This is a genomic window from Bacillus sp. 2CMS4F (assembly GCF_023161785.1).
Classification (GTDB): Bacteria; Bacillota; Bacilli; order Bacillales; family Bacillaceae; genus Bacillus; species Bacillus halotolerans.
The window spans coordinates 152,617-175,562 of record NZ_JALNTO010000005.1; the positions used below are offsets into that span (position 1 = coordinate 152,617).

Annotated in this window: 24 protein-coding genes; 9 read left to right on the forward strand and 15 right to left on the reverse strand. The window is 44.3% G+C overall.

Annotated features, from left to right (window positions below; all coding sequences use genetic code 11):
* Positions 1-176 precede the first annotated feature (176 nt).
* Positions 177-392: a hypothetical protein gene (locus MTN95_RS10125; protein WP_105955502.1), complete on the forward strand. Its 216-nt coding sequence runs from the start codon at positions 177-179 to the stop codon at positions 390-392.
* 37 nt (positions 393-429) lie between these two features.
* On the opposite strand, the gene maeN is transcribed toward MTN95_RS10125, so the two are convergent.
* The 7 genes from maeN to maeL all read right to left on the reverse strand — a co-directional run bounded on the left by maeN (position 430) and on the right by maeL (position 9,427).
* Complete coding sequence (maeN, locus tag MTN95_RS10130) at positions 430-1,776, reverse strand: sodium/malate symporter MaeN (protein ID WP_024122670.1); 1,347 nt, start codon at positions 1,774-1,776, stop codon at positions 430-432.
* A gap of 152 nt (positions 1,777-1,928) precedes the next feature.
* A complete protein-coding gene (gene nupQ, locus MTN95_RS10135) occupies positions 1,929-2,888 on the reverse strand; it encodes a guanosine ABC transporter permease NupQ (RefSeq protein WP_024122669.1) in 960 nt (319 codons plus the stop codon).
* Positions 2,889-3,935: an ABC transporter permease gene (locus tag MTN95_RS10140; RefSeq protein ID WP_105955468.1), complete on the reverse strand. Its 1,047-nt coding sequence runs from the start codon at positions 3,933-3,935 to the stop codon at positions 2,889-2,891. It abuts the gene before it with no gap.
* Complete coding sequence (locus MTN95_RS10145; protein WP_105955467.1) at positions 3,928-5,460, reverse strand: ABC transporter ATP-binding protein; 1,533 nt, start codon at positions 5,458-5,460, stop codon at positions 3,928-3,930. Before MTN95_RS10145 ends, MTN95_RS10140 begins: the two co-directional genes overlap by 8 nt.
* A 114-nt stretch (positions 5,461-5,574) precedes the next feature.
* Positions 5,575-6,654, reverse strand: a complete 1,080-nt coding sequence (nupN, locus tag MTN95_RS10150) for a guanosine ABC transporter substrate-binding protein NupN (protein WP_024122666.1) — start codon at positions 6,652-6,654, stop codon at positions 5,575-5,577.
* Positions 6,655-7,125: 471 nt separating this feature from the next.
* The gene (gene maeM, locus MTN95_RS10155) at positions 7,126-7,833 is read right to left on the reverse strand and encodes a two-component system response regulator MaeM (RefSeq protein ID WP_024122665.1); all 708 of its coding nucleotides are present in this window, start codon (positions 7,831-7,833) and stop codon (positions 7,126-7,128) included.
* Positions 7,826-9,427: a two-component system sensor histidine kinase MaeL gene (gene maeL, locus MTN95_RS10160; protein ID WP_024122664.1), complete on the reverse strand. Its 1,602-nt coding sequence runs from the start codon at positions 9,425-9,427 to the stop codon at positions 7,826-7,828. The genes maeM and maeL overlap by 8 nt, the downstream gene beginning before the upstream one ends.
* 177 nt (positions 9,428-9,604) lie before the next feature.
* On the opposite strand from maeL, the gene MTN95_RS10165 reads away from it, so the two are divergent.
* Positions 9,605-10,162: a YufK family protein gene (locus MTN95_RS10165; protein WP_095713969.1), complete on the forward strand. Its 558-nt coding sequence runs from the start codon at positions 9,605-9,607 to the stop codon at positions 10,160-10,162.
* A gap of 17 nt (positions 10,163-10,179) precedes the next feature.
* On the opposite strand, the gene MTN95_RS10170 is transcribed toward MTN95_RS10165, so the two are convergent.
* The 3 genes from MTN95_RS10170 to MTN95_RS10180 all read right to left on the reverse strand — a co-directional run bounded on the left by MTN95_RS10170 (position 10,180) and on the right by MTN95_RS10180 (position 13,789).
* Positions 10,180-10,593, reverse strand: coding sequence for a thiol-disulfide oxidoreductase DCC family protein (locus MTN95_RS10170; protein WP_059292652.1), 414 nt, complete (start codon positions 10,591-10,593; stop codon positions 10,180-10,182).
* A gap of 20 nt (positions 10,594-10,613) precedes the next feature.
* Positions 10,614-12,488, reverse strand: coding sequence for a transglycosylase domain-containing protein (locus MTN95_RS10175; protein WP_248338036.1), 1,875 nt, complete (start codon positions 12,486-12,488; stop codon positions 10,614-10,616).
* 92 nt (positions 12,489-12,580) lie between these two features.
* Positions 12,581-13,789 carry a multidrug efflux MFS transporter gene (locus MTN95_RS10180; RefSeq protein WP_396022373.1) on the reverse strand — a complete coding sequence of 403 codons (1,209 nt, stop codon included), beginning with the start codon at positions 13,787-13,789 and terminating at the stop codon, positions 12,581-12,583.
* Here MTN95_RS10180 and MTN95_RS10185 point away from each other — a divergent pair.
* Both MTN95_RS10185 and kapD read left to right on the forward strand, forming a co-directional pair.
* The gene (locus tag MTN95_RS10185; RefSeq protein WP_044160312.1) at positions 13,692-13,895 is read left to right on the forward strand and encodes a hypothetical protein; all 204 of its coding nucleotides are present in this window, start codon (positions 13,692-13,694) and stop codon (positions 13,893-13,895) included. The two genes, MTN95_RS10180 and MTN95_RS10185, sit on opposite strands and share 98 nt — an antisense overlap.
* A 77-nt stretch (positions 13,896-13,972) precedes the next feature.
* On the forward strand, positions 13,973-14,590 hold the full coding sequence (kapD, locus tag MTN95_RS10190) for a 3'-5' exonuclease KapD (RefSeq protein WP_024122659.1): 618 nt from the start codon (positions 13,973-13,975) through the stop codon (positions 14,588-14,590).
* A 26-nt stretch (positions 14,591-14,616) separates the two neighbouring features.
* Here the strand turns inward: kapD and kapB are convergent, their stop codons facing one another.
* The 3 genes from kapB to MTN95_RS10205 all read right to left on the reverse strand — a co-directional run bounded on the left by kapB (position 14,617) and on the right by MTN95_RS10205 (position 17,624).
* Positions 14,617-15,003, reverse strand: coding sequence for a kinase-associated lipoprotein KapB (gene kapB, locus MTN95_RS10195; protein ID WP_059334744.1), 387 nt, complete (start codon positions 15,001-15,003; stop codon positions 14,617-14,619).
* A 45-nt stretch (positions 15,004-15,048) separates the two neighbouring features.
* A complete protein-coding gene (locus MTN95_RS10200) occupies positions 15,049-16,335 on the reverse strand; it encodes a sensor histidine kinase (protein ID WP_105991655.1) in 1,287 nt (428 codons plus the stop codon).
* 125 nt (positions 16,336-16,460) lie between these two features.
* Positions 16,461-17,624 carry a MalY/PatB family protein gene (locus MTN95_RS10205; protein WP_105991656.1) on the reverse strand — a complete coding sequence of 388 codons (1,164 nt, stop codon included), beginning with the start codon at positions 17,622-17,624 and terminating at the stop codon, positions 16,461-16,463.
* 87 nt (positions 17,625-17,711) lie between these two features.
* Here MTN95_RS10205 and MTN95_RS10210 point away from each other — a divergent pair, with 87 nt between their 5' ends.
* Positions 17,712-17,972: a YugE family protein gene (locus tag MTN95_RS10210; protein ID WP_105955462.1), complete on the forward strand. Its 261-nt coding sequence runs from the start codon at positions 17,712-17,714 to the stop codon at positions 17,970-17,972.
* Between the two features lie 26 nt (positions 17,973-17,998).
* Here MTN95_RS10210 and MTN95_RS10215 read toward each other — a convergent pair whose 3' ends face one another.
* Entirely contained in the window at positions 17,999-18,823 is an 825-nt protein-coding gene (locus MTN95_RS10215; protein WP_248338040.1) for an alpha/beta fold hydrolase, read from the reverse strand.
* Positions 18,824-18,972: 149 nt separating this feature from the next.
* On the opposite strand from MTN95_RS10215, the gene MTN95_RS10220 reads away from it, so the two are divergent.
* From MTN95_RS10220 to yugI, 3 genes are all read left to right on the forward strand, one after another.
* Complete coding sequence (locus MTN95_RS10220; protein WP_024122653.1) at positions 18,973-19,473, forward strand: Lrp/AsnC family transcriptional regulator; 501 nt, start codon at positions 18,973-18,975, stop codon at positions 19,471-19,473.
* Positions 19,474-20,634, forward strand: a complete 1,161-nt coding sequence (locus MTN95_RS10225) for an aminotransferase (protein WP_248338042.1) — start codon at positions 19,474-19,476, stop codon at positions 20,632-20,634.
* A 200-nt stretch (positions 20,635-20,834) separates the two neighbouring features.
* Positions 20,835-21,227: a S1 domain-containing post-transcriptional regulator GSP13 gene (gene yugI / locus MTN95_RS10230; protein WP_019259312.1), complete on the forward strand. Its 393-nt coding sequence runs from the start codon at positions 20,835-20,837 to the stop codon at positions 21,225-21,227.
* A 45-nt stretch (positions 21,228-21,272) separates the two neighbouring features.
* Here the strand turns inward: yugI and MTN95_RS10235 are convergent, their stop codons facing one another.
* Entirely contained in the window at positions 21,273-21,509 is a 237-nt protein-coding gene (locus tag MTN95_RS10235; protein ID WP_003220771.1) for a DUF378 domain-containing protein, read from the reverse strand.
* Positions 21,510-21,750: 241 nt separating this feature from the next.
* On the opposite strand from MTN95_RS10235, the gene MTN95_RS10240 reads away from it, so the two are divergent.
* Positions 21,751-22,914 (forward strand): iron-containing alcohol dehydrogenase, encoded by a 1,164-nt coding sequence (locus MTN95_RS10240; RefSeq protein ID WP_248338044.1) that lies wholly within the window; start codon positions 21,751-21,753, stop codon positions 22,912-22,914.
* Positions 22,915-22,946 lie beyond the last annotated feature (32 nt).

The following is a 22,946-nucleotide window of genomic DNA, read 5'->3' on the forward strand; positions in this document are numbered from 1 at the left end:
ACGGTCAAACGACCCAGTCCAAATTATATCGCACTTTTTTGGAAGCCGCCATGCTTCAACCTGCCGCGAATGAATTTTACAAGTTCTCTTGACCTTAAAATAAGTTTAGCAAAAATCAGGTCATTTGTATATTTAAAATCGCTCCTGATCAAGCTGTATGTAAGGAGCTGATCATGGTGAAGAGAAAGGTCCTTATGTGCTCAGGTTTATTCTGCTCGATATGTGCAGGGGCATTCATGCTGAATCAATATGACGGCCGTGCCGGTGTGGCAGACAATGATGATTGGGAACTGTATTTATTGGAGCACCACCTGTCAACTAAAATGAGTGAGGCGGAATCTAAGGATAGGCCGTTTGGGCCCAGGGAGTATATGCGGATTGTGAACAAATAAAAAAAGAGTTCCGTCTAAGACGGAACTCTTTTTCTGATTATGAAGTGAAAAAGCGAAGTAAAATCGTCGCGCAAATGACAGTTCCAGCTCCGCCGAGGCGGGTAGAAATTTGGGCGAATGGCATAAGGCCCATTCTTCCTGAAGCGGACAAAATGGCGACATCTCCCGTTCCGCCGAGACCGCTGTGACAGCAGGTAACGATTGCGGATTCAACAGGGTACATGTTCATCAGCTTGCCTACAAAATATCCGGAAGAAATCATGGCAACGACAACTGAAATACAAATGATGACAAACGGAATAGAAATCACAGACGCCACGTCATCTAAAGGGATAAAGAGAATCCCGAGGCCTACCATAAGCGGCCATGTAAAGCTTGATGAAATAAACTTATAAAGCTGGTACGCGCCATCCTCCATTTTTTTCGGAAGGATATTTGCATATTTGATTGCAGCTGCTGAAATAATCATTAAAATAGCGCCCGGGATGAAGATAAATTTCTCCAGTAAACCGCCGAAAATAAAGAACGTACAAGCGAGCAGAACTCCGGCTCCCATCAGTTTAAAGTCAATTTTAGCTTCAGCCTCTTTTTGATTGAAAATATCGTTCGCTTTCTTAGATTTAACGAGACGCCCATTGCCGTTTAGGTCAGGACGTTTTTCGCCCAGTTTTTTCATTAAAGCAGCACAGATAATAGCAAAAACGTTTCCAATGATAGCGGCAGGAACCAGCTGAGACACATACACATCAGCGGAAGACCCCAATATTTGCGAATAAGCGATCGAGAGCGGCAAAATTCCTTCACCTATTCCCCCGGCAATAATCGGCACAACGACAAAGAAAAAGGAATCATAGGCACTGTAGCCGAAGATGAATCCGACGAGCACGCCGGCCGCAACCGCCGCAATTGTGCCCGCTACTAAAGGAACGAACATTCTGATGAATCCCTGTATTAAAACAGTTCTGTTCATTCCAAGAATGCTTCCTACAACAAGACAAGCGATATAGAAATAAAGAAAGTTAGACGTTTTCATTAAATTGGTTACAGCATCTAACGATGATGGATTCAACACATTATAAAAAACTAAAAAAGATGGCACAAACAAAGATAAAATAGCAGGCCCGCCAATATCCTTTAAAATTGGAATCCGCTGGCCGATATCGCCAAGAAAGACACCTAAAATCATAATGATGGCAAACCCGCCCAGCATGTTTGCAGGCAGCTCGTTGTAATAGGCCGCAAGAATAATAATGACAGCTAATGCTGTATATAATGGGAGAGGAATCACGCCGATTTCCCAAGTCCATATTTTTTTAAACAGGCTTTTCTCCTGTGTGTCTTTGTGCTCAGGTAAAACTTCCTCTGTTTTGTGAATTGCTCCCATTGTCATACACCCCCATGTATTGTTTGTTACAGTCTACAAGAAAGCGCTAACAAAGGATATTTTTTTAAGTTAAATAATTAATAAACAACTAAATTAATTGGGTATTTTGGAGCAGAAAAATCCCTGAGAAGCCGCTTCCCAGGGAGATATGGTTACCGTTTTCCTTTGATATAAGGCACACCATTTGCTTTTGGCGCATCTGCGCGTCCGATAAAGCCGGTTAAGGCGAGAATGGTTAATACGTAAGGGGCAATCAGCATATATACATTCGGTATGTCCTTAAAAAGAGGGAGCAGTGAGCCGATAATGCTTAAGCTTTGCGCGAATCCGAAAAACAGGGCAGCGCCGAGTGCGCCGATCGGATGCCATTTTCCGAATACAAGGGCGGCGAGTGCGATAAAGCCTTGCCCGGAAATAGTAGAGTGCGTAAAGTCGAGGGCAATTGTTGACGCATATACGCCGCCCCCGAGGCCGCCGAACAATCCGCTGATCATCACGCCGATATAGCGCATTTTGTAAACATTGATCCCCATAGTATCGGCCGCCATCGGATGTTCTCCGACGGAACGAATACGGAGGCCGAACGGGGTTTTAAACAAGATAAACCACGAAATGAAGGCCAGGACAATTGCGAGAATAGACGTATAATAGACATCTGAAAAGAAGATTTTTCCCAATACGGGGATGTCGCTCAAGCCGGGAATACTTGTTTTATAAAAAGGCTCGGGAATTTTGTCAGTTTGCGCTTTTCCGTAAATCAGCTTTACGATAAATAAAGTAGCCCCAAGCGCCAGCATATTAATGGCGACGCCGCTGACTGTCTGATCAGCGCGAAACGATATCGCCGCTGCCGCATGAATCAGTGAAAACAGCGCGCCGGCTGCCATAGCGGCAATGAGCGAAAGCCAAGGTGCTGCGGCTCCCAATTCAGGGCCTAAAAATAAATTGAATAAAACACTGGTGAACGCTCCGATAATCATAAGGCCTTCAAGGCCGATATTGACGACGCCTGATCTCTCGGAAAATACGCCGCCGAGAGCGGTTAAAATAAGCGGGGCTGCGTATACGAGTGTGGCAGGGACAATGATTGATACAATCTGCAGAAAGTCCACTTAGTTCGCCCCCTTTTTCTTCAATTTATCCGCGACAAAACGAATGGCATAGCTTGAAGCAACAAACAGAATGATAATGGCAATCACAATATCGACAACCTCAGAAGGTACGCCTGATTCAATTGGCATATTTAATGCCCCGATTTTGAGTCCGCCAAGCAAAGCTGCCGCAAGCACAACACCGACCGCAGTGTTCCCGCCCAGAAGAGCGACGGCAATACCGTCAAAGCCGACGCCGGTAAATGCGCCTTTGACAGCTGCGTATTCAAACGTTCCCAGACCTTCCATGGCACCTGCAAGGCCTGCAAAAGCTCCTGAAATGAGCATGGAGGTCATAATATTCTTCCGCACGCTCATACCGGCGTACTGGGACGCGTGCTGGTTGAATCCGACTGCCCGAAGCTCAAAGCCTTTCGTTGTTTTGTTAATCATAAACCACATAACAACAGCTGCGAGAAGGGCGATGACGATCCCCCAGTGAAGCCTTGAATAATCCGTAATCTGCTCAAGAAACGGCGAGCGCAGTGAGGCCGATTCGTGAATTTTTTCCGTCTTATCCTGATTGTCTGTCATAACTTTTGAAATCAAATAATTGGTCATATGCAGCGCGATATAATTCATCATAATGGTGACAATGACCTCATGAACATAGAACCGTGCTTTTAAAAAGCCGGGAATAAATCCCCATAAACCGCCTGCTGCAGCCGCTGTGATCAGTGCAAGCGGCATATGAATATATGCCGGTCCGTCAAACACCGTTCCAACCCAAACGGCAGCTGTCCAGCCCACTAGCAGCTGTCCCTCTACCCCGATATTGAAAAGCCCGGTTCGGAAAGCGAAAGCAACAGCTAATCCGGATAAAATATAAGGTGTAATCTGCCGGACGGTTTCCCCGATGTAATAGATTTCTCCAAATATCCCATTCCATAAAGCGGAATAGCCGCTGATCACACTGTATCCGCTCGCAAGCATAATAAGTGCGCCGGCCAGCAAGCCGAGCATGATTGCAATGAGCGGCACGAGTAAATGAGAGAGTCGTTTAACCATTTGCTTTCCCCGCTTCCTTTTGCGTGCTTCCCGCCATCAAGAGGCCGAGCTCTTGCTCAGTCGTATCCTGCGGATTGACGCTGGATATGATGCTGCCTTCAAAAATGACAGCGATTCTGTCACTGAGATTCATGATTTCATCCAGCTCAAACGATAGAAGAAGAACGGCTTTTCCGGCATCACGCTGTTCAATGAGTTTTTTATGGACAAATTCAATCGCTCCGACATCAAGGCCGCGAGTCGGCTGGGCGGCGATTAACAAGTCAGGATTGCGGTCAATTTCCCTTCCGATAATTGCTTTTTGCTGGTTTCCGCCTGACAATGCCCGCGCCTGTGTATATTCATCGGGGGTTCTGACATCGTACTCGCTGATCAGGCTGCGTGCTTTCTTATACATTTCGCCTTTATGTAAAACACCGAATGCTGAATAAGGCTTTTTGTAATAGCTTTGGAGCACGATATTCTCACCGATCGGAAAATCCAAAACGAGGCCGTGTTTATGGCGGTCCTGTGGAATATGCCCGATTCCGGATTCCGTTACTTTTCTCGGCGTCAGGTTTTGTATCTGTTTTCCGTTTAAGGAAATGGTTCCAGACTCCGTTTTTCGGAGTCCTGTAATCGCTTCAATCAGCTCTGACTGTCCGTTTCCGTCAACGCCGGCTATGCCGACAATTTCTCCGGCATTGACAGAAAGCGATAAATTCCTTACAGCTTCTACTCCGCGAGTATCTTTTACAGTGATTCTGTCAATCGCCAGCACTTCAGATCCCGGCTGAGCCGCTTTTTTTTCTGTTTTGAACGATACCTCGCGGCCGACCATCAGACTGGCGAGCTCGTCTTGATTTGTATCCCGGACATCCAGTGATTTGATGCCTTTTCCTTTGCGGATAATGGTAACGCGGTCACAAACCTCCATGATTTCTTTCAGTTTATGGGTAATTAAAATAATTGATTTTCCCTCGTTAACGAGGTTCTTCATGATTTGAATGAGTTCTTTGATTTCATGAGGCGTCAGCACAGCTGTCGGTTCATCAAAAATCAGAATGTCAGCCCCGCGGTAGAGGGTTTTTAAAATTTCTGCACGCTGCTGCATGCCGACGGATATGTCAGCTACTTTTGCCTCGGGATTAATTTGAAGTCCGTATCGGTCGGAAATGTCCTGAACTTCTCGGACAGCGCGTTTTCGGTCAATCCGCCCGAGCTTTTTCGGCTCCTTCCCGAGAATAATGTTTTCAGCAACTGTAAATGTATCGACAAGCATAAAATGCTGATGCACCATGCCGATTCCGAGATCATTCGCTTTGTTCGGGCTGTTGATGTGCACCTTCTCACCGCGGACCCGAATTTCTCCCTTTTCTGGCTGATACAGCCCGAAAAGGACGTTCATCAAAGTTGATTTGCCCGCTCCGTTTTCACCGAGCAGCGCGTGGATTTCGCCTTTTTTGACCTGAAGATTAATGTTGTCATTTGCGACGATACCGGGAAACTCCTTGCGTATATTGAGCATTTCAATGACATATTCCACAGAATTGACCGCTCCTTTTTTCAAGATGCTTTTAACAAAGCCGCAAGGACATGTGCAGCTTTGCTCTGAAAGAAAAACAAGGGATAAGGGCTCTTCTCCTTATCCCCGCGATTCTTATTCAGCTTTGAAATTTTTCAGCTCTTTCTCTGTTCCCGGCACTTCTAATCCGTCGATGATTTTTTTCTTCCAATCATCAACTGCTTTGATTACATCATCCGATAGGTTTTGTTTAGAGGAAGAAATGCCGACTCCGTCTTGATCAAGTCCGTATGTAAGCGTTTCTCCGCCGGGGAATTTGCCTTCGCTTGCTTTCTTTGTTAAATCTTCAACTGCTGTATCAACCTTTTTGACCATGGAAGTAAGGGTGACGTTATCGTCTGTTCCTTCTACTTGGCCTTCTGCGTATTGATCTTTATCGACTCCGATCACCCAAACATCACGCTTCGGGTCTTCTTTTTTCAGGTTCTTGGCTTCTGTAAAGACACCTGTGCCGGTGGCGCCTGCGGAGTGGTAAATCACATCAACGCCTGATTTATACATGCTCTCGGCGGTTGCTTTTCCAACGTCCGCTTTATCAAATCCGCCCGCATACTTCACCTGGACAGTTGCGTCAGGTTTTACAGCCTGAACCCCTGCACGGAAGCCGACTTCGAATTTTTTGATTAACTCGGATTCCATGCCGCCCACAAATCCGATTTTTCCTGATTTGCTTGTTAAAGCTGCGGCCACTCCGACGAGAAATGAGCCTTCCTGCTCTTTAAACGTAATGCTTGCGACGTTGTCTTTATCGACGACTGCGTCAATAATCGCAAAGTTTGTATTTTTGCGCTGATCGGCGATTTCACTGATTGAATCTTCCATCAAATAACCAACGCCATAGATCAAGTCGAAATTCTCACGCGCTAATTTATTTAAGTTTGTTGTATAATCTGCATCTGATTTAGATTGCAGGTAGTCGTATCCGTTTTTTCCTTTTTCCAGACCATTATCTTTACCGAAGGCTTGGATGCCTTCCCATGCTGATTGGTTAAAGGATTTGTCATCCACCCCGCCAATGTCGGTGACCATCGCCACACTGAATTTGTTTTTGCCCTCACTGTTTCCGCTGCTTTTTTCGCTGTTTCCGCATGCGCCTAAAATGGTGCCCGCTGCGATTACAAGTGACATCGCCAATCCGATTTTGCGTTTATTCAAGATAAAACCCCCCAGGAAAATTTGGCCTGAGCTGATCCGGACAGTCATGAGATGGGATGCCTCACTCAATTCTTAGAATCGATAAAATTTTCAGATAATAACAATTAGAATGAGCTGAGACAGTTCTGATCTTCCCTTAGTAAGTGTGGCGTGAGTGTTTCCTTCGAAAGGCGGGGAAGAGAAGGATGTTGAAGGTGTTCCGGGCGGAAAACCGAGACATCTCTTTCTGAAGTGTGACTTATGACTTAGTCTAGGGATCAACTAACCACTCATAATTTATCATTTTACTTACAAGAAATAAATAGAATTACGCATAATTTTTTAAAAAATATGTATTTTTGGAATTGTGTAATCAGATATGCAAAAAAGTCCTTTATTATTCTTGTATAGCTTATTGGCGAAATGTTCAAGCACCTTGGCAAGAGATGTGACAGAAAAAAACGCACTGCTCGACATGAACAGTGCGTTTTTTTATAAATATTGCTTAATTCCGTTAAGGTTGCCTGTATTGACATTGTACTGAAACACCGGTCTTCCGATCGTGCCGTACGCCATTTCGACATTCAGAACCTGTATATCCTCAAGAAATTTTAAGTATTTTCGGATGGATACTTGAGATATTTCAGTATGATTTGCCAGGTCTTCTGTCGTAAAGGACTCGTTTTCAAAGGATTGAATGCTGGACCAAATCAGCTTCAGCGTGCTTTTTGTCAGCCCTTTTGGCAGGTGCACTTTTTCTGTCGCCTCCTTCTTATGAAACAGTTCCGCGTCCAATTCTTTTTGGCTCATGTTTCGATGGGTGGAATACACTTTTTGTTTTCGTCTGTAATCAGAAAGGGCAGTCTGAAAACGTTCAAATTCAAACGGTTTGATTAAGTAATCCACAGCTCCGTAACGAAGTGTTTTTTTGATGACGTCCAGCTCGCTTGCCGCAGAGATGACAATCACGTCAACCGCTTCATTTTGGGCTCTCAATTCCGTCAGCAGCTCAAGCCCGTTTTTGCCCGGCATATAAATATCAAGCAAAATAAGATCGATGTGATGCTCTCCTAAAATATGCAGAGCGCTTTGAAAGGAAGAGGCGATTCCTTTCAGCTGAAAGCCTTCTATTTGGCTTAAATATCGTTTATTTAATTCACCCACCATGGGGTCATCTTCAACTATTAGTACATTAATCATGGTTTTCCTCCTTCGGTTCGTACGGGATGCGAAGACTGAATGTGGTTCCTTCATTTTTTTCGCTGGTGATAATCATTTGGCCCTTTAAATTCTCCATGCTTTGCTGGGTGAAATAAAGGCCGAATCCCCGGTTTTTGCCCTTTGTTGAATAGCCTTGTTCGAATACCTTGACTTGGTCTTCTTCGGACATGCCGGCTCCTGTATCAGTAATTTCGATGTCCAATATCTTGTCATGAAAACGCATGGACATCGTGATTTGTTTTTTCGGCATATTGGCAACAGCGTCCAAGGCGTTGTTGATGAGATTTCCGATAATCGTAATCAGTTCATGAATGACTGAAGGATCTGCTGCGTTTGGAATAACTCCGCTGCATTCAATATCGAGATTTGCGCCCTGCTCTCGTATGTAGCTCTGTTTTCCCAACAGAAATCCGGCCAGCACGGAGCTTTTGACATCATTTATGATTTCACTTGTTTCTGATTTTTGCTGAATGGCAATATCTTTAATATAATCTCCAAGATCGTCATACTCTTTCAGCTGGACGAGACCTAATATCACATGCAGTTTGTTCATAAATTCATGAGACTGCGCTCTCAGTGCGTTTGCATACATTTTAACACCGGAAAGCTGTTCAGCTAAATGTTTTACCTCGGTTTTGTCCCGGAATGTCGCAATCGCTCCGACGGTTTGTCCTTTTAGCTGGATGGGCACTTCATTAAATACAAGCTCTAATCCGTTAATACGCACATCTCTGTCTTGAAGAGGTTTTCGGGTCTCAATGACATTTTTCAGACGGCTCTTCGGCAGGATGTCATTGACATCCTGATCGACGGGATTTGTTTCTATGCCCATTTTAATGAAAAGGCGCTTTGCTTCCGCATTGGCAAGCTTGATTTTACCGTGTTCGTCGACAGCGAGTATGCCTTCTTTCGTTGATTCAAGCATCGCGCTTCGTTCTTGAAGAAGTGTCGCGATTTCATACGGTTCAAGTCCGTACATGATATTTTTCACCGTGCGTGCGACGATAACAGCTCCGATGACGCCGACGAATATACTGACGCAAATAATAAAATAGAGCGGCCGTAAGCTGTGGCTGATGACTTCGTCAATTTCATTCACTGTGATGCCGACCGCAACGGCTCCGACTTGTTTTCCATTCTTGGCGTAGACAGGCACGAACGCTCTCTGCGATTTCCCAAGCGTGCCTGAGGCGGTGCTGATATGGACATGTCCTTTTAATACTTCGGCTTCATCTCCGCCCCTGAATTTTTTTCCGATTTTGCTGTGGTCCGGATGGGTTCTGCGAATGCCGTTCATATCCATGACAACGACAAATTCTGTACCGGTAATTTTCTGGACGTCCAGCGTGTAGCTGAGCAGTTCCTTCTGGTTTTTTCCGCTCTCCAAAGCGGAGGCAGTAATCGGTGCGTCGGCAACCATTTCAGCCGTTTGCAGCGCTGTGTCTCTTTCCTGATCACGTATCCTTTTAGAGGTTTGGGCACCGACGGTAAAAAAGGTGATGAGCAGTGCGATTAACACGACGATACAGACAAATATGGTGAGTCTGGTTTGCAGTTTTAATGTTTTTTTCATATAAAACTTCCTTACGTTTTATGATTCCTGCGTACTACTTTACTCTCAAAATGCCGCTTTGTGAAGATTTGGGACCGTAATTCGTAAAAAGGAGAAAAAATGGAATAATTTATCTTGTCAATGTGTTTTAAGTCCTCCATAATAAATGAGGTAGATTACAGAAAGGGACTTTTTTATATGAAAAATACTTATTTGACAGGATACTTTCCGCTGATTGCGATCCTGCTTTTTAGTTCGTCTTTATCCATTTCAACTTCACTCTATGCATTGAAGATGCTGTCTTCATTTGGAATGTACGATGGGATGCTCGATTACTTCTCAGAGAAAGGAATCAGACTTGCGTTATTTGCGGCCTTTGCACTTTTATATTTTATGGTTCTGTCCGCTCTGAAATTAATTGCAAATACCGTGACTGAGCTGTCACTGCTGTTTTTCGCAAATGATCCGGAAGGAAAAAACCTGAAAACAGTCAGAATGGGCTCTATCATATATTTAGGCGGCGGGATCTTATCCTTTGTGCTATTGCAAAATGTCATCTGGATTGTGATCTGGTTTGCAGTTGTTACACTTGCTTACTTTGTGTTCGTTGTTTACCGGATTTATTCAACACTTTCTATCATGTCATTGGTAGGATTCATTCTGTTGGAACTGCTGTTTTGGTTTACATTTGTTATCGGTATTCTGTTCATATTTATCAAGCTTTATAATAGCATAATGGCTAGCTTACCTGTGTAAGCTAGCCATTTTTTCGTTTATGGTAAAAATCTATTTTTTATAGAAGGGGAGGGGAGCATACATTCATTTTTTTTGCCGAACCACTTATAGCGGTTTTTGGCAATAAAAGAATAGAGCATATCTCTGACAGGTTTCGGCACTGCAAAAAACAGGACGAAGAGCCGCCATGGGCCCCGCAGATGCCTGAAAACCTTTATGGCTGCAGTTGACTTAGTGTAAACCTGGCCGTCTTCAATAAAGACAAAGCTGTCAAAATGCTCAGTCGGAAGCCCGCTTTTTTTCAGCAGGCTCTGTCCTGTTTCCGATTGAAGCGATGCAAATGAAATCAAACCGTTTGGATCACGCTTTATGATAAATTGAACGGCACCGTTGCATAAGTTGCACACACCGTCAAACAGCAATACGCGATTTGGAATTTGTTTTGATGTCACTGCAGATCCCCTCCGATTCTTTAATAAGCTGCCTGCAGCGTTCCTTTCCAGATGGAAAGCTGAGGGCTGATACTGTGAAGGTATTCAACGCTGCTCGGTGTATCTTTTCCGACCCAGACACCCATTGTGTACGTATCTGTCAGGCCGACGAACCACATATCATGATAATCATTTGAGGTTCCCGTTTTACCGCCGATATAAGGCGCTTTGAAATATGCTTTTTTCCCTGTCCCGCTTTTAACAACGGAAGACATCAGTTTTTTCAGCTGCATGTTTGTGCGGACGCTGAATATCTGTGTCGCTTTGTCATTCCATTTATAAATCGTTTTTCCTTTTAAATCCGTCACTTTTGTAATCGCGTGGCTCGGCGAGTAGCTTCCGCTGTTGCCGAATGTTGTATACGCCTTTGTCATCTCAAGAGGCGTCATGCCGTGTGTAAATCCGCCAAGCGCCGCCGGCAGAAGATAGTCGCTGTTGACAAGCTTTGAAAAATGATACGGCTCAATATAGCTGAATGCTTTTTGGATGCCAACGCGGTCCAGCATTCTGATGGCCGGTGTATTATACGAGTTTTTAAACGCTGTATCGAGCGTTACTGTGCCGTATGTGCGGTTATTGTAGTTTTGCGGACAGTAGTCCCTGCTGCAAAATTTGCCGGCATCAATTGTGCTGCTTGCCGTCGCACCTGTCTGTTCAATATAAGGTCCGTAATCGAGAAGCGGCTTAATGGATGACCCTGGCTGTCTGTATGCTTGGTAGGCACGGTTAAAATCATACTTATGATAGTTTTTGCCGCCGGATAGAGCGACAACTTGATGCGTCTGGTGATTAATCACAGCCGCTCCGCCCTGTACGCCCGCATACGGAAGCTTCGAATTCATTTGTGCCACGACTTGATTTTGCATGTACGGATCAAGTGCGGTATAAATTTTTACGCCGTCTTTCAGAAGTGTGCTGACTCTGGCGGACAGCTCGTTTTCTATCTTGTCTTTTTGTTTTCCTGACGCTTTTTGAAGACGCTTATCAAAGCCTTCAGATTCAGACACTAGTTGAGTGAATTCATCATTTACGTAGGAAACGTAGTCCGGATATTTGTCTTCTTTCTCTTCGACATCCAGTTTGATTTTTTGTTTTACGGCTTTTTTCAGCTCTTTGTCCGTAATGACTCCGGCATTTTTTAACCCTTTAAGCAAGCGTTCTTGACGGCTTTTCGTGTAGTCAAAATGCTTGAGAGGATCATATAATGTAGGGTTATTAGGTATAGCGCAAATAAAAGCCATTTCTCCCAGTGTGAGAGATTTCAGCGGTTTGCTGAAATAGAATTCAGCAGCTGATCCGACGCCATAAACGCCGTTATTAAAATAAATCGTATTTAGGTAGGCTTCAAGAATCTCATTTTTCGTATACTTTTTCTCAAGCTGATAGGAGTACGCGAGCTCAGTCAGTTTGCGGCTGAAGGAGCGCTCGTGGCTCAAATACAAGTTTCTTGTAAGCTGCTGTGTGATGGTGCTGGCCCCCTGGTCAATCTTTTTGTCCTTCACGTTGGAAGCGGCCGCCCGCACCATCCCCATAAAGTCAAAGCCTTTATGTTCGTAAAAATGGCGGTCCTCGGACGTTAAAAATATCTGTTTGACTTCTTCGGGAATCTTCTTGAAGGGAACCAGCACACGGTTCTCATCATCGCTGACGATTTCCGAGACCAGAGATCCGTCCCTGTCGTACATGTAGCTGTTCTGAACAAGGCTGATCTCTTTCAAATCAATATTCTTATCAAGCACCTGATCCAGGGACTTCATTTGTTTTACTTCTTTTCCGGAAGCGATAACTGTAAATGCAAACAATGGGATTATGCAAAGGAGCAAAATCCATCCGATCATTTTTCGTAACATGGTCACTCTCTTTTCTCCTAAATTCTAGCCATATCGTACCATTCTTTTGAGTTTACGAGAAGGTTAAATTTAGAAGACTCCTCAATTTTTGCTGAGAATCAGCTTGCTTTGGCATACGATTCTTTTTGGAATTTCTTCATGATCCAAAGCAGGCAGGCACCTGCGAAAAAGAGAAATGCTGTGACATAAAAGGCTGCAGAGATATTGAAGTGACTTGATATAATACCGCCGAGAAGAGGTCCGAGAACGTTTCCTAAAAAGCGAAAGCTGACATTGTAGCCGAGGACTTCTCCCTGGATGGAGCCGGGAGCCTGAACGCGGATCGCCGCCGTGATGCATGGCAGAAGGCCGCCCATCGCCATCCCGAATAAAAACCTGAAAACTAGCAGCACACTGAATGAAGAAGCGAGTGCCTGCGGAATAAAAAATAAAGAGGCGGCGATTAAAAGCCCGATTAAAATGCGGCGGTGGCCGTAGCGGTCTCCTAAATCTCCCCATTTTCTTGCCAGCAGCAAACTGCCGAGTCCGGTTGCCGAAAATGCCATGCCGGAGAAAAAGGTCAGATTGTCAGATCCGTGCAGCTCGTTTACATATAAAGCGAGCAACGGCTGGATACTGAAATTTCCTGTTTGAATCAGCATGGTTAACAGCATCATGACCCAAAGCGCGGGCTGGTGAAAAATATAGGAGAGCACTTCTTTTCTCGTATAAGACTGACGTTTATTTATCTTCTCTGTGAGCGGCTGTTCTTTGACCCCGAATAACACGAGAAGAACGGCTGAGAAAATCACAAAGGATGTGATAAAAAAGGTATACGTAAAGCCGAAGTGGTCAGCAAGAACGCCTCCCAAAAGCGGGCCGAACAAGCTTCCGGACACTTGCCCCATTTGGAGCGTGCCAAGCGTTTTGCCGGCTGAGCTTTTAGGCGTCTGTGCGGAAATCATCGCAAGGGATGTCGGGATAAATCCGGTTACAAGCCCCATTGCCATACGCAGAAAAAACAATTGATAAACCGACGTGACAAAGCCCATTAATAAAATGCTGACGGCAATGCCGGTTCCGGTTGTCAAAAGGATTTTCTTGTAACCGCGTTTGTCTCCGAATCGCCCCCAGAATGGGGATACCAAAAAAGCCATTAAAAATGTAATGCCGAACACATAACCGCTCCACCTTTGCACAAAGCCGTTGGAAAAGGTGCTGAGCGTCTCAATATACAAGGAGAGAAAAGGGACGATCATCGTTGTGCTGGCTGATACAAAGAAATTCGCCAGCCACACAATGACAAAGTTTTTCTTGCGGATAGAAATAACATCACCTTCTTATTATTTCGGGTTCCTTACTAATTATAAAGAAACAGTGCACCATTTAAAAGAAACAATGCGGCTGGGAAAATTCATTATTTTTAGAAAATGAAGAAATGAAGAGAAGGAGAATTGATATACTATAAAGATAGCATTCTTCTGATCGGAGGAAAGGCAGGTGTAAAAATAGTGGAGGCAGGCAACTTACTCATTATTGATTTCGAATTTACGATGCCCGAAGGAAAATACAGTCCGCAAAATTTTTTTCCGGAAATCATTGAAGCAGGAATTGTAAAGTCGGTTAATGGTGAAGTAGTTGAGACGTTTTCGAGTTATATCAGGCCGAAAAAATTCCCCAAGCTGACGAAACGCTGCAGATCATTTTTAAACATTACGCAAAACCAGGTAGATGAGGGGATGAGGTTCGAGGACTTTATCCGTAAATTAAATGAGCTTGATCCTGAAAAAAATTGCACGATCATCACGTGGGGAAACATGGATATGAAAGTGCTGAAGCAAAATTGTATGTTTAACCATATTCCTTTCCCTTTTAAAGGGGAGATGAGAGATTTATCGCTTGAATATAAAAACTTTTTTGGAGACCGGACACTGACCGGCTTGTGGAAGGCCGCGGAAGAGTACGGAGATAAAGGAACCGGCACCCATCATAAGGCGCTTGACGATGCTCTTACAGCCTATAAGCTTTTTAAGCTTGTCGAGCAGGATAAGCAGTATCTTGAAAAACCAAAACCGCCGACAATCGGCGAGAGGATTGATTTATCTGAACTGTTCCGGCGCGCCACATAAAAAACCCAATCTTTCGTCAGACTGGGTTATGGCCGGGTAAAGTATTCTTTTTCTAAAACGTCCAGATTGTTCAGGGAGCGCTTGGCCCATTCTGAATCATCTCCGGTCAGTTTGGCTCTCAGCTGTGCAACCGCTTCCCGCAAAGACTCGTTATAATCCGGCACTTCACTGTCATAGGGCTTCACCATATGATGAGGGATATTGGTCTGTTCGCCGAAAGCGAGCGCTCTTCTCTCATGGAAAAACGGCACATCTGCCTGTTTTGGATTGTGAAGGTCTCCTTGAGCGGGATGGGTAAGAACCGCCTTGATTTTGACTAAATAATGCTGCGGTCTGCAATCTGTTATTTCTCCTATGTATACACCTGTTTTGTAAAATCCTTTTACGATAGAGCCTTTCTCAAATGTACTCATCTGTTATCACCTCGCATTCATTCTATAAAAGTTCCAATTGATTTGCTAGTGAGGAAGGTCGGCAGGGAGCTTGATCGTCACAATGGTTCCTCTTTGAAAGCTGCTGCTGAACGAAATGGTACCGTGATGATGTTCAATGATGGAAAACGTCACAGTCAGTCCAAGTCCCGTTCCGTTCGTTTTTAAAGAGTAATAAGGTTCACCCAGCTTCTGCATTTGGTGATCCGTCATGCCGACACCGTTATCTGAGATTTTGATTACGATCATATGGCCGCTTCTTTTGGCTGAAACTTGGATGACCCCTTTACCAGGGGGAACGGCTTCAATGCTGTTTTTCATGAGGTTGATCACAGCCTGCTTCAGCTTTGTTGCATCCCCGTATACCAAAAGGTCCGGCTCGGCGTCCGCCTCTACTGTCACAGATTTGTAATTGGCATACGAAATCATGAGGGAGCTCGTCTCTCTGATAAGAGAAGATAAATCAAAAATCTCTTTTTCATATAATTGCTGTTTGGCGATATCAAGATAATTTGTAATAATGCCCTGAGCCCGGTCAAGCTCTGACAGCACAAGCTTTTTATAATCCGCACTGGATTTGTTTTGAAAGGATTCATCATTAAAAAGCAGCTGGACAAATCCCCGGACAACTGTCAGCGGATTTCTAACTTCATGAGCCACACTTGCCGCAAGTTCACTCACAATCTCCATTTTTTCCGAATGAATAAGCTGGGAACGCAGGGCGATATTTTCTGCGATGCTTTCTATAATATAAATGCTTAAAAGAAGAACGGTGCAGCGGAACAAACCCGATACAGCTGCCTCATAATATAAGGATTCGGAATTTTGAAAATTTAAAATATTCACGGCGGAAAAACCCAAGATGGAGGCGAAAAATAAGAAGATCTCCAAGCAACCGATGAATAAAGACAGCAGCAGTTTTCTCGCTTTGGACATGAATGGCCACTTTTTTTGAAGCAAAATTGGGATGATGATATGAAAAGGCAGCAAAGTGAAAACAAAAATGGCGGAAGGCTCAAAAAACAGCAGTTCAAAACATAAGACGGATGCGGCGACTGTTAGCCCGGAAGCAGTGTTTATGTAAAATAAACAAATGATGACAGGAATGATTTGAAGACCGTATTGGATGTAGTCCATTTCCTGTATAGGGAAGATAATGCATAAAACGGAGGCGCCGCATGCAAATAACGTGACCAATCCGTTGTTGATTTTTGGTACAAGGATTGAAGGTTTTCCAAGCCAAAACACTTGGTAAAGAAGAATGGGAAACAAAATAAAGCAAATATGCAGGAGATAGTCTTTTAGAATTTCCATTCGAGTGAAATCCTTTCGTATAAAATATGAATCTATTATAACACTTATCATTAGAAGTAAAATACAAAATTTCTTTATAAAGAACGCCTTTACGATTGATGCGTAAAGGCGTTTGTGACGAATATTTACTCCAACGCTGTTTTTATCCGGCGCAGTCCGTCCTGCAAGGTTGCCAGAGGGCACCCTGCATTCAAACGCATAAATCCTTCTCCGCCAGGGCCGTATTTCTTGCCGGGCTCCAAAATAATTTTCCCTTTGTGCAGCATCTTTTGCTGCAGCTCCGCATCAGACAGGCCGTATGCGCGGAAATCGAGCCAGATCAGGTAAGACGCATCAGGCTTCATCATCTTGACATTCGGGAGCTCGCTGGTCAAAAAGGCGGCCGCTTCATCCATATTTTTCTCAAGATATGAAATCAGTTCATCAAGCCACGGCCCGCCTTTTGAGTAAGCGGCTTCGATTGCGCTCACGGCAAACGCGTTTAATCCGCCTAAACCGTTTCGCTGCAGGCTTGCTGAAAATTTAGCGCGCTTCAGCCGGTCTGGAATAATGATTGCTGACGCCTGCAAACCCGCGATGTTAAACGTTTTGCTCGGTGCTGCGCAAGTCACAGAAATCTCAGCGAAATCGTCAGAAAGAGAGGCAAACGGTGTATGGGTATTTCCGTAGAGCATCAAATCGGAATGAATTTCATCTGAAACGACTGTAACGCCGTGTTCCAGGCATAATTCGCCGAGCTTCAGCAAATCTTCCCGGCCCCAGGCACGCCCTGAAGGGTTATGCGGATTGCATAAAATAAACATTTTGACGCTCGGATCACTGATTTTTGTCTCCAAATCTTCAAAATCCATTACATATGTTCCGTCTTTTTCTTTAAGCGGATTATGTAAAATACGCCGGCCGTTTTTCTCAATCATATGGTAAAAAGGCGTGTAGACAGGGGATTGGACAATCACTTGATCCTTTGGTTCTGTAAAAGCCTGTACCGCCATGCCCAAAGCTGTGACAACACCGGGACTGAATGCAATGCTTTCCGGGTTCACCTTCCAGCTGTGCCGGTTATGCATCCATGCACACACTGCATCTTTTGTTTTCTGATCTGGAGCTGTATATCCGAAAATCCCTTGTTCTAGGCGCTGTTTTAATGCTTCTGTTATCGCTTCCGGCGCACGAAAATCCATATCCGCCACCCACATCGGGAGTGCGTCTGTCACGCCGAACAATTCGCCCGTCTTGTCCCATTTGACGGATTGGGTGCCGAGGCGCTGTTCTTGTTTGTCAAAGTTCATTCTGTTCCACCTCTTATGTATGTTTATTTTTCTTAGCGTAACTATGATAAAATAGATCTGCAAATTTTATTATAAGCGGTGATGAAAATGGAAGAAAGTCAAGCGGTCAGGGAAATGATCAATGTCATTGCCAAATGGGACCCGTTTAAATATGGTGAAGATTTTTATGACACGGAGGCTGTTGATGTCGTACAGGCCGTCTATGATGAAGACGATCCTGAAGTGTTAGCGAAAAGCATACAGCATATTTTCGAAGCTTCTTTTGAACAAACACTTCCGATCGACAGCTGCCGGAATGTGGCTGGCCAGCTGCTGTTCATTAAAGACAGCAGCTCTTGCACGCCTTGAAAAAACCGGTATACAAACCGGTTTTTTTATTCTGTGATAAACTCTGCAATTCGTTCGGAAACGAATTCAGGGCGTTCCTCCGGCACCAAATGCCCTGTTTCCCGCAATGAATACAGTTTGGAATCCGGCAGGTCCCGGTGCAGGCGTTCGCCGATTTTCAACGGAACCACCTTGTCTTCCTCGCCCCAAATCAATAAAGCGGGTTTGTTGATCTTTTTCAATTCCTCAGACTGTAAATCTCCTTCTCTGTGCCGGATGAACCTTGTCATTGCTTTGAAAATCTGTTCATCTTGAAAAGGTTTGCCGTAGCCGTCAATCATCGCCTCGTCAATCAGCGATTTGTTGTGGACGACATTTAATAAGTTTTTGATCACGCCTTCTTTGGAAAGCCAGCGTTTTATATAAAGATGAAAATATGGGAGGTGAGTCCCGAAGATAATCGTCGGGTGCGAGCGTTTTAAATAACCTGAACTGCAAAGAAGCACAATCTTCGAGATGAGTTCAGGCTTTAATAGAGCAGCCGACAGCGATATCTGTCCTCCCATCGAATGCCCGACAAGCGCCGCCTGTTTGACTTGCAAGTGCTCCAGGAGTCCGATGATAAGCATGGCGAGGTTTTGATAGGTATATATAAATGTCCTTGATTTTTCTGATTGGCCGAAAGGAGGCAAATCGAGCGCGATGATGTCATACTGGTCCCGAAGCAAGGGGATTAATTTTCTGAAGCTGAAAGCAGAAGATAAAAACCCGTGTACGCAGACAATTGTTTGTTTGCCCGGGTTTTGATAGTGCTCATAATATACATGTACTCCTCCGACTTTAACACGCCTTATTGGTGTAACCGCCTCCATTTTGCCGTCACTCCCTTCATAGGATGTCCTGTATTATGCCCTGAAATTGTCAGTTCTAGCGGAAGTTTCTCTTCGTTTTTTCTTAGCATTCGTCAAAAAACGTGATATAATGTCATGAGATTTCTTGACATTGCAAAGGTGTGAATTGAATGAAATTGACTGAGAAAGAAACAGAAATATTAGAAATTTTAGACGAAAACAGCCGCGCCGACCTAGAAACAATCGCAAAGATGGCCGGTATCCCTGTAAATGAAGTAAAAGCGATCATTGACAAATTGGAAAAAGAAAAGGTTATCATCGATTATTCCGCTATGATCGACTGGCGGAAGGTGGACGGCCATGAAGGCGTAACAGCCATGATTGATGTTAAAGTCACTCCGAAGCGCGGAGTCGGTTTTGACGAAGTGGCGGAGCGGATTTACCGATTCCAGGAGGTAGAATCAGTCTACCTGATGTCGGGCGTATACGACCTGTCTGTCGTGATCCGGGGCAATTCAATGTCTGATGTTGCGCGTTTCGTATCTGATAAACTGTCAACTCTTGATTCAGTTGTGTCTACGACAACACATTTTATCCTGAAAAAATACAAGCATGACGGCAAAGTATTTGAAACGGGAGACGACGACAAAAGAATCGTGGTGTCACCGTAAATGACTTCTTATTTATCCGATTATGTACAACAAATAAAACCATCCGGTATCCGCAGATTCTTTGATTTGGCGGCAACGATGGAAGGTGTTATTTCTTTAGGGGTTGGAGAACCTGACTTTGTAACGGCTTGGAATGTCCGTGAAGCAAGCATTCTTTCCCTTGAACAAGGGTATACGTCATATACCGCTAATGCAGGTTTATACTCATTGCGGGAGGAAATTAGCCGTTATGTCAGCAGCCGGTTTGGGCTTGCATACTCTCCTGACGAAGAACTGATTGTGACGGTAGGGGCGAGTCAGGCTTTGGATATTGCGATCCGCGCCATTGTAAATCCCGGTGAGGAAGTGATTATTCCTGAGCCGTGTTTTGTGGCGTATGAATCGCTTGTGTCTTTGACAGGCGGTGTCCCTGTTCATGTCCATACGACGGCTGATAAAGGTTTTAAAGCAACTGCTGAGGATTTTGAAGCGGCAGTGACCGAAAAAACAAAGGCCATTCTCATTTGTTCGCCTTCGAATCCGACCGGCTCGGTTTACTCAAAGAAAGAGTTACATGAAATTGCTGAGTTTGCCAAAACACATAATTTGATCGTACTGAGCGACGAGATTTACGCGGAACTGACATACGATGAGGAATTTACAAGCATAGCAGCATTCCCGGGGATGAAAGAGCGGACGGTTGTCATTTCGGGATTTTCAAAGGCGTTTGCCATGACAGGCTGGAGACTCGGCTTCGCCGCGGCGCCTTCAGAAATCCGCAACGCGATGCTTAAAATCCACCAGTATGCGATGATGTGCGCGCCTGCAATGGCGCAATATGCAGCGCTTGAAGGATTAAAAAACGGAATAGAAGACGTAGAAAAGATGAAAAAGAGCTACCGGAGAAGACGTAATTTGTTTGTCGAAACGCTAAATGAAATCGGTCTCAGCTGCCACCATCCGAGCGGTGCTTTCTATGCTTTCCCATCCATCAAAAGCACTGGGATGAGCTCAGAACAGTTTGCCGAGGAGCTCCTGATGCAGGAAAAAGTAGCCGTTGTTCCCGGTAATGTGTTTGGGCCGAGCGGGGAAGGATATATCCGCTGTTCATATGCGACATCAATTGAACAGCTGCAAGAAGCATTGGTCAGAATGAAGCGCTTCTTACACAAAACAACATAAAAAAAGATACGAACCTTTTGTTCGCATCCAATAAAAGGGGGAATACTAGAAAGCCTTTGGTATTTGCAGTATACCCTCTTTTTGATATGCTTAAACGTGATATCATATAAAAAAGTTTTCTTTGCGGAAATGAAACATGTATGATATAATTTTAAATTGCGTATAAACAGATATTTAATTTAACTTAGGAGTTGTTATGAATGGCAGCAAAATTTGAAGTGGGCAGTGTTTACACTGGTAAAGTTACAGGATTACAAGCGTATGGTGCGTTTGTTGCATTAGATGAAGAAACTCAAGGTTTAGTACACATTTCTGAAGTGACTCACGGTTTCGTAAAAGACATCAACGAGCACCTTTCAGTTGGCGACGAAGTACAAGTAAAAGTACTAGCTGTTGACGAAGAAAAAGGAAAAATCAGCCTTTCTATTCGTGCGACACAAGCTGCGCCTGAGAAAAAAGAAAGCAAACCAAGAAAACCTAAAGCTGCGCAAGTAAGCGAAGAAGCTTCTGCACCACAAGGTTTCAACACATTAAAAGATAAGCTTGAAGAGTGGATCGAAATGTCCAACCGTAAAGACCTTATCAAAAAATAAGCATCAAAAAAGCACCGGACAGGAATGTTCGGTGCTTTTTTTATCCTATCGCATTTCAGGATTTGCTGCCTCTTCACGTGATCTTTCCTCGTTTGGTTTAAACAGCAGACCGAGGTTGATTAAACCGGCGATTCCGACAAGACCGTAAATAATACGGGAAAGAGCTGACCCTTGGCCGCCGAAGATGGCCGCTACTAAATCAAATTGGAAAAATCCGATCAGTCCCCAGTTAATAGCGCCAATGATCGTTAATACAAGGCAAATTCTCTGAATTGTACTCATGTTTTGCAACCTCCTCCATGAATTATTAAAACAGTTATAGATTGTGACAAATTGGAGAATCTATACATGCATTCTCCATATTGAGAGTAGCCGGACGAAACGGCCCAAACTCAGCTTGTATCTGTTCCTTTCCCAGCATCTTGCAAATGAAAACTGCCCGATACGCTGAAAACGGAAAGAGCTGATTGCTTTACATGGAGCGCAGGCATTCTGCATAATGAAAATCTAAGGAGGAGATGTCATGCAAAACTTTACATATTGGAATCCGACGAAATTAATTTTCGGCCGCGGAGAAGTTGAAAAACTCCCGGAGGAACTGAAACCTTACGGAAAAAATGTATTGTTAGTCTACGGAGGCGGAAGCATTAAACGCAGCGGCCTTTATGATCAAGTAATTGAACAGCTGAATAAAGCCGGTGTCACGGTGCATGAATTAGCAGGCGTAGAGCCGAATCCGCGTGTGTCGACTGTTAATAAAGGTGTTGCGATCTGCAAAGAAAACAACATTGATTTCTTATTGGCTGTCGGCGGCGGAAGTGTCATCGACTGTACAAAGGCGATTGCTGCGGGGGCAAAGTATGATGGTGATCCGTGGGATATCGTAACGAAAAAACACCAGCCGAAGGAAGCTTTGCCGTTCGGAACTGTATTGACTCTCGCCGCAACTGGTTCTGAAATGAACGCAGGTTCAGTTATTACCAACTGGGAAACAAAAGAGAAATATGGCTGGGGCAGCCCGCTCGTGTTCCCTAAATTCTCCATTTTGGACCCAGTGAACACATTTACTGTTCCTAAAAACCACACGATCTACGGAATGGTTGATATGATGAGCCACGTGTTTGAACAATACTTCCACCATGTATCAAACACACCTTACCAGGATCGCATGTGCGAATCTCTTTTACGCACAGTCATCGAAACAGCGCCTAAGCTGATCAATGATCTTGAAAATTACGAACTGCGTGAAACGATTCTTTACACAGGGACAATCGCTTTAAACGGTATGCTGTCAATGGGTGCAAGAGGGGATTGGGCAACTCATAATATCGAACATGCCGTTTCAGCCGTTTACGATATTCCGCATGCCGGCGGACTTGCGATTCTCTTCCCGAACTGGATGAGACATACATTATCAGAAAACCCGGCCCGCATGAAGCAGCTTGCGGTGCGTGTGTTTGATGTTGAAGAAGCTGGAAAATCAGATGAGGAAATTGCGCTGGAAGGCATCGACAAGCTGTCTGCTTTCTGGACAAGCCTAGGCGCTCCAAACCGTCTGGCTGACTACGATATAAATGACGAACAGCTCGACACAATTGCCGACAAGGCAATGGCCAACGGTACGTTCGGCCAGTTTAAATCACTTAACAAAGAAGATGTACTCGCTATTTTAAAAGCATCTCTATAACAAAAAGGGGAAATAGCCGATCCGGCTGCTTC

Coding starts and splice junctions, on each gene's coding strand:
- kapB (WP_059334744.1), bottom strand. CDS start 15,003: ATGAGTACATTTGAGAAAGGCTCTATCGTAAAAGGATTTTACAAAACA.
- maeN (WP_024122670.1), bottom strand. CDS start 1,776: ATGGGAGCAATTCACAAAACAGAGGAAGTTTTACCTGAGCACAAAGAC.
- MTN95_RS10200 (WP_105991655.1), bottom strand. CDS start 16,335: ATGGAAATTCTAAAAGACTATCTCCTGCATATTTGCTTTATTTTGTTT.
- MTN95_RS10210 (WP_105955462.1), top strand. CDS start 17,712: ATGGAAGAAAGTCAAGCGGTCAGGGAAATGATCAATGTCATTGCCAAA.
- MTN95_RS10215 (WP_248338040.1), bottom strand. CDS start 18,823: ATGGAGGCGGTTACACCAATAAGGCGTGTTAAAGTCGGAGGAGTACAT.
- maeL (WP_024122664.1), bottom strand. CDS start 9,427: ATGAAAAAAACATTAAAACTGCAAACCAGACTCACCATATTTGTCTGT.
- maeM (WP_024122665.1), bottom strand. CDS start 7,833: ATGATTAATGTACTAATAGTTGAAGATGACCCCATGGTGGGTGAATTA.
- MTN95_RS10205 (WP_105991656.1), bottom strand. CDS start 17,624: ATGAACTTTGACAAACAAGAACAGCGCCTCGGCACCCAATCCGTCAAA.
- MTN95_RS10235 (WP_003220771.1), bottom strand. CDS start 21,509: ATGAGTACAATTCAGAGAATTTGCCTTGTATTAACGATCATTGGCGCT.
- yugI (WP_019259312.1), top strand. CDS start 20,835: ATGGCAGCAAAATTTGAAGTGGGCAGTGTTTACACTGGTAAAGTTACA.
- MTN95_RS10165 (WP_095713969.1), top strand. CDS start 9,605: ATGAAAAATACTTATTTGACAGGATACTTTCCGCTGATTGCGATCCTG.
- MTN95_RS10225 (WP_248338042.1), top strand. CDS start 19,474: ATGACTTCTTATTTATCCGATTATGTACAACAAATAAAACCATCCGGT.
- MTN95_RS10240 (WP_248338044.1), top strand. CDS start 21,751: ATGCAAAACTTTACATATTGGAATCCGACGAAATTAATTTTCGGCCGC.
- MTN95_RS10220 (WP_024122653.1), top strand. CDS start 18,973: ATGAAATTGACTGAGAAAGAAACAGAAATATTAGAAATTTTAGACGAA.
- MTN95_RS10140 (WP_105955468.1), bottom strand. CDS start 3,935: ATGGTTAAACGACTCTCTCATTTACTCGTGCCGCTCATTGCAATCATG.